Genomic DNA, 13,995 nt, shown 5'->3' on the forward strand with positions numbered 1-13,995 from the left:
GGCGGTGAGGGTGGCGTGGTGGTCGGCGCCCGCGGGGCCGTCCGGGTCCGTGTGGACGGTGGCGGCCCGCAGGCGGGGCAGGTCGTGGATGAGGCGGTGCTCGGCCTCCACCGCCACCTTGTGCGCCGCCACGACGGACATGTCATGATCGACGAGAATCTCCACCTCGGCGTGCAGCGCGTGCCCGATCCACCGCAGCCGTACGGACTCCACCCGCCGCACCCCCTCCACCGTGCCCAGGATGCGTTCGGCGTCGTCCACGAGGGCGGGATCGACGGCGTCCATGAGCCGGTGGTAGATCTCGCGGGCCGCGTCACGCAGGACGAAGCAGATGGCGACCGTGATCAGCAACCCGACGACGGGGTCGGCCAGCGGGAAGCCGAGGGCCGCCCCGCCCGCGCCCAGGAGCACGGCCAGCGAGGTGAAACCGTCGGTCCTGGCGTGCAGGCCGTCGGCCACCAGCGCGGCCGAGCCGATCTCCCTGCCGACCTTGATCCGGTAGCGGGCCACCCACTCGTTCCCGGCGAACCCGGCCAGCGCCGCCGCGGCCACCCAGCCCACGGCCCTGATCTCCTGGGGCTCCAGCAGCCGCCGGAACGCCTCGTACCCGGCGAAGGCCGCCGAGGCGGTGATGAGCAGCACGATGACGATGCCCGCCAGGTCCTCGGCCCGGCCGTACCCGTAGGTGAAGCGGCGGGTGGCGGCGCGGCGTCCGACGGAGAACGCGATCGCCAGCGGCACGGCGGTCAGGGCGTCGGCGAAGTTGTGCAGCGTGTCGCCGAGCAGCGCCACCGAGCCGGAGGCGACGACGATGACGGCCTGGACGACGGCGGTGACCATCAGGACGGCGAACGAGATGGCCAGCACACGCATGCCGCGACTGCTGGACTCCAGCGCGCTGTCCGTCTTGCCGGCGGTGTCGTGGCTGTGGGGCGTGACGGCGTGCACGATTCCGCCCAGCCTGGCCATGATCCCGCGACCACGCCGCCCCTCGCCGTGCCCATGCCCGTGACCGTGATCATCACCGTGACCATGGCCATGACCGTGCCCCTGCCCGTGGCCACCGCCGGGCTCGGCATCGTGCCCGTGGCCGGACGGCAGCGGATCCGGGGAGGAATCTCGCTGGTCAGACATGGCATCCCCACTTGCACACTTTGTCCACGTTGACCATGATATGTAGTCATGTACGCACGCGACAACACCTCCACCCCGGAACCCACCCCGGCACAGGTGAACGCGGCCGTGGACGCCTTCCGCCTGCTGAGCGACGGCACCCGCCTGCGTCTGATGTGGCTCCTGTCGTCCGACGAGCGTGATGTGAACTCACTTGCCGAGGCGATCGGCGTGCCCCGCCCGTCGGTCTCGCAGCACCTCGCCAAGCTCAGGCTGGCCGGCCTGGTCGACACCCGCAGGCAGGGCCGCCGCGTGCTCTACCGCGCCAGGGACTCCCACGTCCGGGCGCTCATCGCGGAGGCCCTGTTCCACGCCGACCACGAGGTCTCGGGCCTGCCCCGTCACGACTGAGCGGGAGATCGAACGCGTCCGCCCGGCCCCGTCTACCAGCCGACCTTCCCCTTGCCCGAGACGAGCGCGCGGGCGATGACCATGCGCTGCACGTCGTTGGTGCCCTCGCCGATCGCCATCAGCGGCGCGTCCCGGTAGAGGCGCTCGACCACGTACTCCTGCGAGTACCCGTACCCGCCGTGCACGCGCATCGACTCCAGTGTCGCCTTGAGCGCCACCTCCGAGGCGAAGTACTTGGCCATGCCCGCCTCCATGTCCACCCGCCTGCCGCCGTCGGCCTGCGAGGCGGCCCAGTACGTGAGCAGCCGGGCGGCCTGGATCTCCGTGGCCATGTCGGCGAGCTTGAGCTGGATGGCCTGGAAGTCGGCGATGGGCTGCCCGAAGGCGGTGCGCTCGCGCGCGTAGGCGAGCGCGGCGTCGTAGGCGGCCTGCGCGACGCCGACGGCGCGGGCGGCGATGTTGACCCGGCCGAGTTCCAGCCCGCCGAGCACCTGCTGCATGCCGCGTCCCTCGACGCCGCCGAGCAGGCAGGAGACCGGCACGCGCACCTCGTCGAGCACCACCTCGCAGGTCTCGGTGCCCTTGTAGCCGAGCTTGGGCAGGTCGCGGCTGACGCCGAAGCCGGGCGCGGAGGGGTCCACGAGCAGCACGGACATGCCCTTGTGCGCGGGCTCCTCGATCGAGGTCTTGACCAGCACGGGCAGCGGGTCGGCGTGGCGGGCGTTGGTGATCCACGTCTTGGTGCCGGTGACGACGTAGTGCTCGCCGTCGCGGGCCGCGCGGGTCTGGATGCCCTGCAGGTCGGTGCCCGCGCCGGGCTCGGTGAGGGCGATCGCGGTGCGGCGCGCGCCGGAGGCCAGGTCGGGCAGGTGCCGCCGCTTCTGCTCCTCGGTGCCGTGACGGGCGATCATCCAGCAGGCCAGCGAGTGGGAGCCGATCGTGCCCGCCACGCCCATCCAGCCGCGTGCGATCTCCTCGAAGACCAGCGCGAACGACACCATGTCGGCCGCCATGCCGCCGTACTCCTCGGGCACGGACAGGCCGAACAGTCCCATCTGCTTCATCTTCTCGACGATCTCGGCGGGATACCGTCCCGAGTGCTCCCACTCGGTCGCGACCGGCACGATCTCCTTGTCCACGAACGCGCGCAGGGTCTCGCGGAACGCCTTCTGCTCGTCGGTCAGCTCGAAGTCCATGTGCCGCCTCTTCTTCTCAGAGCGGGCCGGTCCTGGCCTGGGGGAAGTAACCCTTGTCGTGCGGGGCGTCGCGCCGGTAGACCATGACGGTCCGCGTCCAGGACATGATCTCGTCGCCGTCCTGGTTGAGCCCGCGGGTGTAGCAGGTGACGATCCCGGCGTACGGGCGGGACCTGGACTCCCGTTTGGCGGTCACCTTCGACTCGGCGTAGAGCGTGTCGCCCACGAACACCGGGTGGCTGAGCTTGATCTGCTCCCAGCCCAGGTTCACGATCGCGGTCTGGCTGACGTCGATGACGGACAGCCCGAGCACGATGGCCACGCTCAGCCCGGAGTTGACGATGATCCTGCCGGTGGGCGAACTGGCGGCGAGGTGGGCGTTGAAGTGGTTCTGGTTCGTGTTCATGGTCAGGAGCGTGAACCAGGTGTTGTCCGTCTCGCTGATCGTGCGGCCCATGGGGTGCTGGTAGACGTCCCCGACGGTGAAGTCCTCGTAGTAGCGGCCGATGGCGGGCTCGTGGACGGTCACGGGCTGCTCCTGTTCACACGATCAGGACGCCCACGTTAGTGACCAGATGATTGTTCGGTCAATCACCTCGCGCGCGTGGCCAGTTTCGCGACCACGTCCACGATGCGGGCGGCCCGCTCGACCTCGGCGCGGTGGAAGACCGGCCCGTCCGCGCGGGCGACGACCACGTGCAGCCCGGCCGTCACGACGGGCAGCAGCATCAGCCGCACCTCCTTGGCCTCCACGGTGATGGCCCGCGGCGGCTGCTCGGGCAGGTCGAAGCCGGCGGGCAGCGCCTCGGGCGCGGCCAGCGAGGCGTGCCGCACCGCGCCGTCGGCCACCGCCATCGACCACTCCGCGCCGCACAGCGCGGGCAGGGCGTCCACGAGCGTGGCGTAGCCCCTGGACGGCTCGGAGGCGACGTGCATGAGCAGGTCGTAGTCGGGGGCCGAGCCGGGCACGTCCTTGGTGGCCCACGCCCCTTCGACCCGTACGCCGGGCATGGCGGACAGCCGCTCGCGCGCCTCGGCCGCGCTCACCGGGCCCGGCCAGGAGACGGTGAAGTCGTCCACGGCCCGGCCGGCCTCGCGTTCGAGCACGATGACCTGCAGGATGTCCGCTCCCAGTGCGCCCAGCGCCTTGGCGACCTGGCCGAGACCGCCCGGCCGGTCGGGCAACGACACCCTCAGTCGCAGCAGCATTTCCGCCTCCTCTCCAGAGGCTCCCACAGTGCCGTGAAATGGTTTCGAGCTTGTTCCACGGACATGTCGCGCATGCTGCGCTTATATCCCAAAATGCAGTGTTAAGTCCGGATTGTCGATAAAGGGACGTCGACGGTTCTCCACCGGCCCGCCCACGCACCCGGCCCCGGCCGTGAAGGGCCGGGGCCGGAGGACGGACGGCCCGCCGGCACCAGGCGAGCCGGCGGATGATCGTCAGGCGAAGACGTCCTGCTGGTAGCGGCCCTCCGCCTCCAGCCCGGCCAGCCACCCCGCGCCGTCCGCGCCGGTCCTGGCCAGGTGGATGTCCAGCAGGGCCTGCCGTACCGCGGGCGCCATCCGCAGCCCGTCACCGCAGACGTACACGTGGGCGCCCTGCCCGAGCAGCTCCCACACCTCGTCCGCGTGGGCCGCGACGGCGTCCTGGACGAACCGGTGCGGATGCCCCGCCACGGCCGAGTACGCGCGGTGCACCCGCACCTCCCCCGCCGTCTCCCAGGAGGCCAGTTCACCGGCGTAGAGCAGGTCGTGCTCGGGATGGCGGCACCCGGTGAACACCTCGGCCCGCCCGCTCGCCCCGCTCAGCGCCCGCTCCTCCAGGAAGCCGCGCAGCGGGGCGAAGCCGGTGCCGGGGCCGACGAGGATCACCGGCGTGGCCGGGTCCTCCGGCAGCCGGAACGGCGGCGCGGGCACCCGGATGTAGCCGTAGAACACCTCGCCCTCCTTGAGCCCCGCCAGGTACGCCGAGCACATGCCCTGGTAGGTGCCGCTGCCCGACCAGGCGGGCCCCTCGACCAGGCCGACCGTCAGCCGCACCAGGCCGGGGTCGGCCAGCGGCGAGGAGGAGACGGAGTAGTAGCGCGGCTTGATCGGCCCGGCCATCTCCAGGAACGCCGCCAGTGGCAGCTCGATCGCCGGGAAGCGCTCCAGCAGCGCGAGCGGGGAGAGACGCTTGGCGAGGATCTCGTCGGCGTAGTCCGCGGTCATCCCGGCGAGCCGGCCCTTGGTCCACGGGCAGGCCGTGTGCGCGGCCAGCGCCTCCAGGTCGGCGCGGGTGGCCACCTCCTGCAACTCGGCGAACTCGGTCAGCAGCAGCCCGGCCGTGACCGGCGTGTCCACGGGCAGGTGGGTCGCGCCGGCCGCGCGCAGCCGGACGACCTGCTCCCGGGGCACGCGCAGGCAGCGCAGCGCCCACTCCACCAGCTCCGGGTCGTTCTTGGCGAAGACGGCCACGTGGTCGCCCGCCGAATACGTCACGCCCTCGGGCAGCCTGGCCACGATGGAGCGCGCGCCGGGCCGGGGCGCCTCCAGCGAGAAGTCCCAGAGCCCCTCGGGGTCGCCGGTCAGCTCCTCGGTGGAGACCACGGTCAGCGGGAAGGCCCGCGCGGACACCACCGACGGCCGCACCTCGGCCTCGCTGAGCACCTCCATCTCGTAGCGGGGCCCGGCGTCGTCCGCCGTGGCGCTGTACTCCTCGGCCAGCGCCGCCCACAGCCGGCCGGTCCACGTGGACACGTCGCCGTCGAAGTCGCCGTCCGTGTCGGCCTCGCCCCGCTCGACGAGCGGGACGGCCCCCGCCGCCGTCAGCTTCTCGTACGCGCGCCGCGGGAAGTCCTGGTACGTCGGCCACTGCGTGTTGCCGCAGCCCAGCACGGCCAGCCGCACCCCGGACAGGTCGGGCAGCGTCTCCAGGGCGTCGAAGCGCTGGGCGTTGTCCGGCGCCTTGCCGTTGTAGGAGGAGGCCACCACGACGAGCAGCCCCTCGGCGGGCGGCGTCAGCCCGTCGAGCGTGCTCAGCGTGACGGCCAACCCGGCCCGCCCGGCCCGCTCGGCCAGCCGTTCGGCGATGTCGGCGCTGGTGCCGAGGTTGGAGCCGTAGGCGACGGTGAGCGGCACGCCGGTCACCGCGATGTCCTGCTGCTCGTCGTCCGGCTCGGGGGCCGCGACGGCCGTGGTCCGCTCGTGGGCACGGCGCTCGCGCACCCGCAGCGTGAAGCCGTCCGGCTTGAGGGTGAGCGTCTGCTTGATCTTCATCCGGTAGACGTTCGGGTCGGACAGGGCGAAGCGCCGCAGGATCAGCGCCAGTGCCAGCCTGGCCTCGGTGAGCGCGAACTGCCGGCCGATGCAGGCCCGCTCGCCGTTGCCGAACGGCTTGTACGCGCCGGGGTGCCGGCCCTGCCGGTGCTCGGGCAGCCAGCGGTCGATGTCGAACTCGTCCGGCCGCTCCCATGCCTTGGCGCTGCGGTGCAGCGGGGGCAGCAGCACGCCGACGCCCTGGCCGGCCGGGATGGGGTAGTCGCCGAGCATGGTGTCCTGGACGGCGCTCACCCCGAACAGCGGGATCGGCGACCAGAACCGCAGCGTCTCCTCCAGGATGCGCGGGATGACGTCCAGCTTCATGATCGTCTCGTACGACGGCGGCTCGTCGCCCGGCAGCAGCCGGTCCACCTCGTCGTAGGCGCGGGCCAGGATGTGCGGCTCGCGCAGCAGGTTGTACAGGGCGAAGGAGAGCAGGCCGCTGGTGGTCTCGTGGCCGGCGATCAGGAAGGTGAGCACCTGGTTGCGGATGTTCTCGTCCGACAGCCGGGCGCCGCTGCGCGGGTCGGACGCCTCCAGCATGAGCCCCAGCAGGTCCTTCGGGCCGGTGCCGCCCTCGGAGCGGCGCTGCTTGACCACCTCGTCCACGAGGGCCTGCATGGTCGCGATGTCGCGCCGGTAGCTCTCCTCGTTCTTCTTCTTGAGCCTGGTGACGAACGGGAGCTGCTGGTTGCGGTGCATGGCCTCGGTCAGCGCACCGCCCATGGCCACCAGGAACGGGTGCAACTCGGGCGATTCAAAGGAGTTGAAGCGGTAGCCGAACCCGGTGAGGGAGATCGTGTCGAGGGTGAGCCGGGTCATGTCGTCGGCGACGGGCAGGTCCTCCCCCTGGCGGCCCGCCCACGACTCGACGAGCTGCTCGGCGACCTCAAGGAACTGCGGGTAGTACGCCTTCATCGAGCGCTGGCTGAAGGCCGGCATCAGGATGCGGTGCGCGTGGCCCCACACCGGCTCGCCGTGGTCGGCGGTGAACAGGCCGTCTCCGCTGAAGTCGCGCACGATCGACAGCGGCGGCCTGATCCGTTTGACGAACCGGCTCTCGTCGCACGCCTGGGCGACCAGGTCGGGGTCGTAGACGAGCACCACGCGGCGGCCGGCGATCTCAAGCTGGAAGATGCCCTCGTCGTACTGGGAGGCGACCTTGACGAAGTGCTCCACCGGGGCGTGCGCGGGAATCTGCAGCGTGTTGCCCACGATCGGCAGGCCCTGCGGGGTGGGGATCCGAGCCATCTGTGCTCCCTTCCATAGCCATACACCGTATGGCTGACGCTACCATACGGTGTATGGCCGTGAGCGCGCGCAGGGGCGCACCCCTGACCCTCGAAGAGATCAGCACCACCGCCCTCCGTCTGATGGACGAGGGCGGCGTCGAGGGGCTGTCCATGCGCAAGCTGGCGGCCGAGCTGGACGTCAACCCGATGTCGCTCTACCACCACGTGGAGAGCAAGGACGCGCTGGTCAGGCTCATCTGCTCCACGGCCGCGCAGCGCATGGACCTGCCGCCGGACGACGGCTCGCCCTGGCAGGACCAGCTACGCGCGCTGGCGCTCGGCTACTACCGCAACGCGCTGGCCCATCCGGCCATGTGGAGCCACCTGCACAACCACCCCGAGATCATCGCGGACCGCAACCTGGTGATCTGGCAGGCCCTCTACCGCATCCTGCGCCTGGCCGGAGTGCCGGAGCCGGAGCAGCGGCGCACGAGCGACGTGCTGCACGCGTTCGTGATGGGCTACGTCATCGCCGGGACGAAGGGCCACCTTCCGGGCGACCCGGAGGAGATCGAGCGCGGCTTCGACACCGCGATCCGGCTCATCACGGGCGGGCTGGCGGGGTGGAGCCGCTGAGCGTGCACATCGGCGGGCTCAGCCCGCGGCCTCCCAGACCGCCTGGAACGCCTCGGGGGTGATCTCGGTCAGCTCCCAGATCTCCAGCGGCTGGTCGGTGAGGAAGCCGTGCTCGTCCTGCAGGTGCCGCCACCAGTAGCGGCGCGCGCCCCGGTCGGCCGCGTGGTGGGCGCCCACCTCGACCTGCCGCACCGCCCAGTGCTCGCTGCCGTCGCCCTCGACGCTCTCGAACAGCCAGGCCCGCCCGTCGTCGTCGCCCATGTGCCAGTAGTGGCGGGGGGCGTCGGACTCGGCGAGCTGCCGCACGAGCGGCCGGCGAAGATCTGGAACCACAGCGCCACTCTAGGGCCTGCGGCCGCAGGGCGAAGCGGTCAGGAATCGAGAAGCGCCGCTCAGCGGCCCGCGCCTAACCTGATCTGCGAGAACATCGAACGTCGCCGCCGGGCTCACCGGCCCGCGCGACCCGCTTTCAGGAGTGAACATGACCACCCAGGGCGCCAAGACCATCCTGCACCCCGTCACCGACCTGGAGAAGGCCAAGGCGGTGTACGCCGCCCTGCTCGGTGTCCAGCCGAGTGCCGACAGCTCGTACTATGTGGGATTCGAGGCCGGTGACCAGCACATCGGGCTCGTGCCGAACGGCGGGCCGCAGGGCGCGACCTCGCCGGTCGCCTACTGGCACGTCGCCGACATCGAGGCCAAGCTGGCCGAGGTGACCGCCGCGGGCGCCACCGTGCGGGACGCGGCTCACGACGTGGGCGGCGGCCGGCTGGTGGCCACCGTCGTCGACCCCGACGGCAACGTCCTCGGGCTGCTGCAGGACCGCTGACCCCGCCCCCTTCCGGAGCCGGCCCGATCGAGCAGGCCCATCGAGCAGGCCGCTTCGAGTGAAAGATGGAGAGACGATGAGCATTCCCCCGAGCACGGATCCGGCGGACACCATGCCGGACACGTCTCACGTCGCCGACAGCCACGACATGATCCGCGTGCACGGCGCGCGGGTGAACAACCTCAAGGACGTCAGCGTCGAGATCCCGAAGCGGCGGCTGACGGTGTTCACCGGCGTCTCCGGCTCGGGCAAGAGCTCGCTGGTCTTCGGCACGGTCGCCGCCGAGTCGCAGCGGATGATCAACGAGACCTACAGCGCCTTCGTGCAGGGGTTCATGCCGACGCTGGCGCGGCCCGAGGTGGACGTGCTCGACGGGCTGACGACCGCGATCATCGTCGACCAGCAGCGGCTGGGGGCCGACCCGCGCTCCACGGTCGGCACCGTCACCGACGCCAACGCGATGCTGCGCATCCTGTTCAGCCGGCTCGGGCTGCCGCACATCGGCTCGCCGAACTCCTTCTCCTTCAACGTCCCGACGGTGCGGGCGAGCGGCGCCATCACGGTCGAGCGCGGCAACAAGAAGGCCGTCAAGGCGACCTACACCCGCGTCGGCGGCATGTGCGGGCGCTGCGAGGGCCGGGGCTCGGTCACCGACCTCGACCTCACCCAGCTCTACGACGACTCCAAGTCGCTGTCCGAGGGCGCGTTCACCATTCCGGGCTGGAAGTCCGACAGCCTCTGGACGGTGCGGGTCTACGCCGAGTCGGGCTTCGTCGACCCGGACAAGCCGATCCGCGAGTACACCAAGAAGGAACTGCACGACTTCCTGTACGGGGAGCCGGTCAAGGTGAAGGTGGAGGGCGTCAACCTCACCTACGAAGGGCTGATCCCGAAGATCCAGAAGTCGTTCCTGGCCAAGGACCGGGAGGCGATGCAGCCGCACATCCGGGCGTTCGTGGACCGGGCGGTCACCTTCACCACCTGTCCCGAGTGCGACGGCACCCGGCTCAGCGCGGAGGCCCGCTCGTCGCGGATCGGCGACGTCAACATCGCCGACGCCTGCGCGATGCAGATCAGCGACCTGGCCGCATGGGTGCGCGGGCTCGACGAGCCGTCGGTCGCGCCGCTGCTGGCCAAGCTGCTGCACACCCTCGACTCCTTCGTGGAGATCGGGCTGGGCTACCTGTCGCTCGACCGGCCCTCGGGCACGCTGTCGGGCGGCGAGGCGCAGCGCACCAAGATGATCAGGCATCTCGGCTCCTCGCTCACCGACGTCACCTACGTCTTCGACGAGCCCACCACGGGCCTGCACCCGCACGACGTCCAGCGGATGAACGACCTGCTGCGGCGGCTGCGCGACAAGGGCAACACGGTGCTGGTCGTGGAGCACGAGCCGGAGACGATCGCGATCGCCGACCACGTCATCGACCTCGGCCCGGGGGCCGGTTCGGCGGGCGGCAGCATCTGTTTCGAGGGCACCGTCGCGGGGCTGCGGGCGGCCGGCACCGTCACCGGCCGCCACCTCGACGACCGGGCCACGCTCAAGAAGACGGTGCGCCGGCCGACCGGCACGCTGCCGATCCGCGGCGCGAGCACGCACAACCTGCGCGGCGTGGACGTGGACGTCCCGCTCGGCGTGCTCTGCGTCGTGACCGGCGTGGCCGGGTCCGGCAAGAGCTCGCTGATCCACGGCTCGGTGCCCGCCTCGGCCGGCCTCGTGTCGGTCGACCAGGCGCCCATCCGCGGCTCGCGGCGCAGCAACCCGGCGACCTACACCGGGCTGCTCGACCCGATCCGCAAGGCGTTCGCGAAGGCGAACGGCGTCAAGCCGGCGCTGTTCAGCGCCAACTCCGAGGGCGCCTGCCCCGGTTGCAACGGCGCCGGCGTCGTCTACACCGACCTGGGGATGATGGCCGGGGTCAGCACCACGTGCGAGGAGTGCGAGGGCCGCCGGTTCGAGGCGTCGGTGCTGGACCACCGCCTCGGCGGGCGGGACATCAGCGAGGTGCTCGCGATGTCGGTGCGCGAGGCCGGGGAGTTCTTCGGCGGCGGGGAGGCGCACACGCCGGCCGCGCACGCCATCCTCGGACGGCTGGCCGACGTGGGGCTCGGCTACCTCGGCATCGGGCAGCCGCTCACCACGCTGTCGGGCGGCGAGCGGCAGCGGCTCAAGCTGGCCACGCACATGGCCGACAAGGGCGGCGTCTACGTCCTGGACGAGCCGACCACCGGGCTGCACCTCGCCGACGTCGAGCAACTCCTGGGCCTGCTCGACCGGCTCGTGGAGGCCGGCAAGTCGGTCATCGTGATCGAGCACAGCCAGGCGGTCATGGCCCGCGCCGACTGGATCATCGACCTCGGCCCCGGCGCCGGCCACGACGGCGGCCGGATCGTCTTCGAGGGCACGCCCGCCGACCTGGTGGCCGCCCGCTCCACCCTCACGGGCGAGCACCTGGCGACCTACGCCGACGGCTGAGCGCCGTGCCGCCCGGGCGGAGTCCGGCCCGACGGGATCTTACGAGGCGAGGGCCAGCCTGCACACGGCCTTCACGGCCTCCTCGCGGGATGCGTCGGCGATCGGCTTGAACTGCTCCAGCGAGGGAACGGAGTGCGCAAGCGTCATCTCGGAATGCACGAACTCAAGATTGCGGTCCAGGCCGATCTGCTCCAGCAGCGCCCGGAGATAGGGCGTCTGGAAGTCGTAGCGCTCGCGAGGCGTGCCGGGGCCATACGCGCCGCCTCGGGCGGTCACCACGACCGTCCGCTTCCCGGTCAGCAGGCCCTCGCTCGTGGGGTCCCCGATCATGTGCTCCTTGACGGTGATCCGGTCGAACCACACTTTCAGCACCGACGGGATCGAATAGTTGTACATGGGGACTCCGAGCAGGATCGTGTCCGCCTCGCGCAGTTCGTTGATCAGTGGCTCAGAGACGGCCCAGGCGACGCGCTGATAGTCGTTCAGCGCCTCCCGGGGAAGTAGGCCGGCGACCACCGCCGCCTCATCGGCATGGGGAATCGGCGAGGTACCCAGATCCCGGTACACATACTTGCCGTCCCGATTTGCCTGGCGCCATTCCTCGACGAAGATCGCAGTGATCTCCCTGGTCACCGAACTGTCCTGGCGCATGCTGCAATCGATGTGGAGCAGGGTTGGCATAGTGGTCCCCTCAATGGTGTCCGGTAGAGAGATGGAAGCAGGAAGTACGGGACGGGATCAGCGGTGGGCGCGCAGCGCGGCGAGCAGCCACTGGAAGGCCGGCACCGCCGGCGGGGCCGGCGGCAGCCCTCGGAGGAGGTTCAGAAGCTGCCAGTACCGCTCCACCCGGGGCTCGGCGACCAGTTCCAGCCAGTCCGTCAGGGAGACGGTTTCCTCGGCGGGAAGCTCCACGGGGATGATCCGGTCCAGAATCACCCTTGCGCCAGGCGACTCCGGCGGGATCTCCTTCTTCAGGGCGTCTGCCGCGTGCTCAAGGACCAGGGGCCGGAGGTTGAGGCCGAATTCGAGGCGATTGTCGTGCTTTCCGCTCAAGACCATCTGCCGGACCGTCCGCTGGAAGCTCTCGTCGGCGACCAGCTCGGCCAGCTCTATCCAGGCGTTCGCCTGCTCGGACGTAGGGTCTTCTGGAAGCTCGGAGGGAATATCGCGCATCCATTCCGCGACGAGAGCGGCGTCCTCGTCGATGACGTCAGCGAATGCCCCGTTAACGAACTCGTCGATGATGTGCCGGCGTTCCCGCGCCGACAATCGGGCTAGCGCGTGCATCAAGGTGATCTCCTCGGTGGTGCTGTCACGTTTGGCGAGAACATGCAGGACGGCACGCCGTATCTTCAAGGTGCGGATCTCCGCGTCGAGCGCTTTGACGTGGGTCTCCGCCAACTCCCTCAGCGTGGCCCGTTTCTCCAGGATCTGCTGGATGGCATCGAGACCGAGCCCGAGATCGCGAAGGGTCCGGACCAGGTCCAGCCGGGCAACCGCCTCCGCGTCATAAAGCCGGTATCCCCCGCTCGACCTGTGGGCCGGGGGGACAACGCCGCTATCGGACCAGAAGCGGATCGTGCGCGCCTGCAGCCCGGTGCGCTGGGCCAGTTGCCCGACCGTGTAGAGATCCGTCGCGTTGCTCATGGCTCGAATCTGCACCTTCCACCCACTGGAACCTCAAGCGATGCCCCAAATTTTCGCCACAGAGCGGCCGTTTGGGCGTTATTTCCGTTCTTATACCCGTCGGCTGACTCAGCCGGTTCGTTGAGCTGGGTGAAGGATTGGCCGTTCGCGGGACGGTGAGACGGCCTTGGCGTGATCACGTGCGTTGCTGAAGACGCTGCCGATCACTACCAAGGCCGTCAGGATGAGTGCGCTGAACGAAACTGCCCGTGTCGAGTCCCTGGCCGTGTTGTCCCGGTTTCGGATCGGCTTCTACGGCTGCCTGAGCGCGCGGGCCGATGCACTGTTCGAGTTGACCGAGGCGGTGCTGTGCACCGACGGTCCGGTCAAGACGCTGGTGGATCTAGCATTGGCGCTCAAGCACCGGCGCGGAGCGGTTGTTCTGTCACGTGTATGGGCGGGCCAAGAGTGCCTCGCCGTTCATCCCTGGCTGGCCGTACTCGTTCGTCGCGGCGTTGGAAAGCGGTCGGACCTCCTGGACCGCGATGCTGGACGCGATCCGTCTGGGACCCGAAGACGACGCCACCGCGGTCACCGCCGCACAACTGCGTGAGGTGGTGACGCGGCTGCTGGACGCCGGCCAGTGGCACCCCGGCGATGCGGACATCCTGATCGTGGCCGACGCCGGCTACGACGTCACCCGGCTGGCGTTCCTGCTGGCCCCCGCCTCACCCACCGCGCGGCCTGGCTGGACCACCAGGGCGAACTACCGATCCTGGAAGGGACGCTGATCCGGCTCCGGATCGAACGCCTGCCCGGCAATGGCGAGCCCAAGCCGGTGTGGTTGTGGTCCTCGCGCACCGGCCTCACCGCCGGCCAGGTCGACCGGCTCTGGCGGGCGTTCCTCCGCAGATTCGATCTTGAACATACGTTTCGGCTGTTCAAGCAGACTCTGGGTTGGACCGTCCCCAAGATTCGGGCTCCGGAAGCCGCCGACCGGTGGACCTGGCTGATCATCGCTGCGCACACCCAACTCCGCCCCGCCCGCACGTTGGCCGATGACCTGCGCCGTCCCTGGGAACGGCCCGCCCCCACGGGTCGCCTCACCCCTGCCCGGGTTCGCCGCGGGTTCCGGAACATCCGCGCGAGGACCATCTGCCCGAGCGACCACCC

At 70.4% G+C, this 13,995-nt stretch carries 13 protein-coding genes; 5 read left to right on the forward strand and 8 right to left on the reverse strand.

Translation table 11 applies throughout. From position 1 onward, the window contains the following. The coding region (locus FAF44_RS14625; protein WP_237103681.1) for a cation diffusion facilitator family transporter at positions 1–969 on the reverse strand (969 nt) is incomplete at its 3' end. A 213-nt stretch (positions 970–1,182) separates the two neighbouring features. On the opposite strand from FAF44_RS14625, the gene FAF44_RS14630 reads away from it, so the two are divergent. Continuing rightward, entirely contained in the window at positions 1,183–1,524 is a 342-nt protein-coding gene (locus tag FAF44_RS14630; RefSeq protein ID WP_237103682.1) for a metalloregulator ArsR/SmtB family transcription factor, read from the forward strand. Between the two features lie 32 nt (positions 1,525–1,556). Here FAF44_RS14630 and FAF44_RS14635 read toward each other — a convergent pair whose 3' ends face one another. The 4 genes from FAF44_RS14635 to FAF44_RS14650 form a co-directional block, all read right to left on the reverse strand. Next, positions 1,557–2,720 carry an acyl-CoA dehydrogenase family protein gene (locus tag FAF44_RS14635; RefSeq protein WP_237103683.1) on the reverse strand — a complete coding sequence of 388 codons (1,164 nt, stop codon included), beginning with the start codon at positions 2,718–2,720 and terminating at the stop codon, positions 1,557–1,559. Between the two features lie 16 nt (positions 2,721–2,736). Next, positions 2,737–3,249, reverse strand: a complete 513-nt coding sequence (locus tag FAF44_RS14640; RefSeq protein WP_237103684.1) for a MaoC family dehydratase — start codon at positions 3,247–3,249, stop codon at positions 2,737–2,739. 62 nt (positions 3,250–3,311) lie between these two features. Continuing rightward, positions 3,312–3,929, reverse strand: coding sequence for an ACT domain-containing protein (locus FAF44_RS14645; RefSeq protein ID WP_237103685.1), 618 nt, complete (start codon positions 3,927–3,929; stop codon positions 3,312–3,314). Between the two features lie 234 nt (positions 3,930–4,163). Next, complete coding sequence (locus FAF44_RS14650; RefSeq protein ID WP_237103686.1) at positions 4,164–7,274, reverse strand: bifunctional cytochrome P450/NADPH--P450 reductase; 3,111 nt, start codon at positions 7,272–7,274, stop codon at positions 4,164–4,166. Positions 7,275–7,327: 53 nt separating this feature from the next. On the opposite strand from FAF44_RS14650, the gene FAF44_RS14655 reads away from it, so the two are divergent. Beyond that, the gene (locus FAF44_RS14655) at positions 7,328–7,891 is read left to right on the forward strand and encodes a TetR/AcrR family transcriptional regulator (RefSeq protein WP_237103687.1); all 564 of its coding nucleotides are present in this window, start codon (positions 7,328–7,330) and stop codon (positions 7,889–7,891) included. Positions 7,892–7,909: 18 nt separating this feature from the next. Here FAF44_RS14655 and FAF44_RS14660 read toward each other — a convergent pair whose 3' ends face one another. Then, a complete protein-coding gene (locus tag FAF44_RS14660) occupies positions 7,910–8,224 on the reverse strand; it encodes a hypothetical protein (protein WP_237103688.1) in 315 nt (104 codons plus the stop codon). 148 nt (positions 8,225–8,372) lie between these two features. Between FAF44_RS14660 and FAF44_RS14665 the strand changes: the two genes are divergently transcribed. Further along, positions 8,373–8,720 (forward strand): VOC family protein, encoded by a 348-nt coding sequence (locus FAF44_RS14665; RefSeq protein ID WP_237103689.1) that lies wholly within the window; start codon positions 8,373–8,375, stop codon positions 8,718–8,720. Between the two features lie 76 nt (positions 8,721–8,796). Beyond that, entirely contained in the window at positions 8,797–11,196 is a 2,400-nt protein-coding gene (locus FAF44_RS14670; protein ID WP_237103690.1) for an excinuclease ABC subunit UvrA, read from the forward strand. Positions 11,197–11,235: 39 nt separating this feature from the next. Here FAF44_RS14670 and FAF44_RS14675 read toward each other — a convergent pair whose 3' ends face one another. Further along, entirely contained in the window at positions 11,236–11,877 is a 642-nt protein-coding gene (locus FAF44_RS14675) for an FMN-dependent NADH-azoreductase (RefSeq protein WP_237103691.1), read from the reverse strand. Positions 11,878–11,934: 57 nt separating this feature from the next. Further along, the gene (locus FAF44_RS14680) at positions 11,935–12,843 is read right to left on the reverse strand and encodes a MerR family transcriptional regulator (RefSeq protein WP_237103692.1); all 909 of its coding nucleotides are present in this window, start codon (positions 12,841–12,843) and stop codon (positions 11,935–11,937) included. A gap of 428 nt (positions 12,844–13,271) precedes the next feature. Here FAF44_RS14680 and FAF44_RS14685 point away from each other — a divergent pair, with 428 nt between their 5' ends. Then, positions 13,272–13,613, forward strand: a complete 342-nt coding sequence (locus FAF44_RS14685) for a transposase (protein ID WP_237103693.1) — start codon at positions 13,272–13,274, stop codon at positions 13,611–13,613. The last annotated feature ends 382 nt before the right edge of the window (positions 13,614–13,995 follow it).

The organism is Nonomuraea sp. MG754425, from assembly GCF_021699195.1.
Classification (GTDB): domain Bacteria; phylum Actinomycetota; class Actinomycetes; order Streptosporangiales; family Streptosporangiaceae; genus Nonomuraea.

What these genes read in the sequence shown, in the direction of transcription:
- FAF44_RS14645 (WP_237103685.1), bottom strand. Translation starts at nt 3,929, where the DNA reads ATGCTGCTGCGACTGAGGGTGTCGTTGCCCGACCGGCCGGGCGGTCTC.
- FAF44_RS14655 (WP_237103687.1), top strand. Translation starts at nt 7,328, where the DNA reads ATGGCCGTGAGCGCGCGCAGGGGCGCACCCCTGACCCTCGAAGAGATC.
- FAF44_RS14630 (WP_237103682.1), top strand. Translation starts at nt 1,183, where the DNA reads ATGTACGCACGCGACAACACCTCCACCCCGGAACCCACCCCGGCACAG.
- FAF44_RS14670 (WP_237103690.1), top strand. Translation starts at nt 8,797, where the DNA reads ATGAGCATTCCCCCGAGCACGGATCCGGCGGACACCATGCCGGACACG.
- FAF44_RS14675 (WP_237103691.1), bottom strand. Translation starts at nt 11,877, where the DNA reads ATGCCAACCCTGCTCCACATCGATTGCAGCATGCGCCAGGACAGTTCG.
- FAF44_RS14680 (WP_237103692.1), bottom strand. Translation starts at nt 12,843, where the DNA reads ATGAGCAACGCGACGGATCTCTACACGGTCGGGCAACTGGCCCAGCGC.
- FAF44_RS14635 (WP_237103683.1), bottom strand. Translation starts at nt 2,720, where the DNA reads ATGGACTTCGAGCTGACCGACGAGCAGAAGGCGTTCCGCGAGACCCTG.
- FAF44_RS14665 (WP_237103689.1), top strand. Translation starts at nt 8,373, where the DNA reads ATGACCACCCAGGGCGCCAAGACCATCCTGCACCCCGTCACCGACCTG.
- FAF44_RS14650 (WP_237103686.1), bottom strand. Translation starts at nt 7,274, where the DNA reads ATGGCTCGGATCCCCACCCCGCAGGGCCTGCCGATCGTGGGCAACACG.